This window comes from Paenibacillus pinisoli (genome assembly GCF_003605435.1).
In the GTDB taxonomy this organism is placed as follows: domain Bacteria; phylum Bacillota; class Bacilli; order Paenibacillales; family Paenibacillaceae; genus Pristimantibacillus; species Pristimantibacillus pinisoli.
In genome coordinates this window covers 1-559 of the sequence record NZ_QXQB01000017.1, presented here as the reverse complement: position 1 = coordinate 559, position 559 = coordinate 1, and the positions used below count along the sequence as shown (strand labels likewise).

The following is a 559-nucleotide window of genomic DNA, read 5'->3' as shown; positions in this document are numbered from 1 at the left end:
CTGGTGCCTAGGCATCCTCCGTGCGCTCTTACTAGCTTAACCTAGTATCGCTGGCTTAAAGCCAACGTTTAAATCATGCTAAAGGATGTTTCAGCAGAAGATTCTCTTCTCATCCGAAGATAAGAATTAAATACTTCTTGTTACTTTCGTTATCCAGTTTTCAAGGAACAAATGGAGCCAAGCGGGATCGAACCGCTGACCTCCTGCTTGCAAGGCAGGCGCTCTCCCAGCTGAGCTATGGCCCCGTAATGGGTACCGACTTCTCAGTCGATAATGGTGGGCCTTAGTGGACTCGAACCACCGACCTCACCCTTATCAGGGGTGCGCTCTAACCAGCTGAGCTAAAGGCCCTCGGGTATTCTGCTATGACTCTTTTGAAGATGACATGACAAAAAGCGTCACGTGGGATCTTCGATTTAGAAAGACGATTAGTCTTTCAAAACTGACAACGAGCGAGCAACATCTGCCTGAGATTTGGAAACTTTCGTTTCCTGTATCCGAACCTCATCGGGTTCGGGTATATCCTTAGAAAGGAGGTGATCCAGCCGCACCTTCCGAT

2 tRNA genes are annotated in these 559 nt (G+C 48.3%); both read right to left on the bottom strand.

Features of this window, described 5'->3' with window-relative positions:
• Positions 1-172 precede the first annotated feature (172 nt).
• Positions 173-245 (bottom strand) — tRNA-Ala (locus D3P09_RS27295).
• Between the two features lie 29 nt (positions 246-274).
• A tRNA-Ile gene (locus D3P09_RS27290) sits at positions 275-351 on the bottom strand.
• Positions 352-559 lie beyond the last annotated feature (208 nt).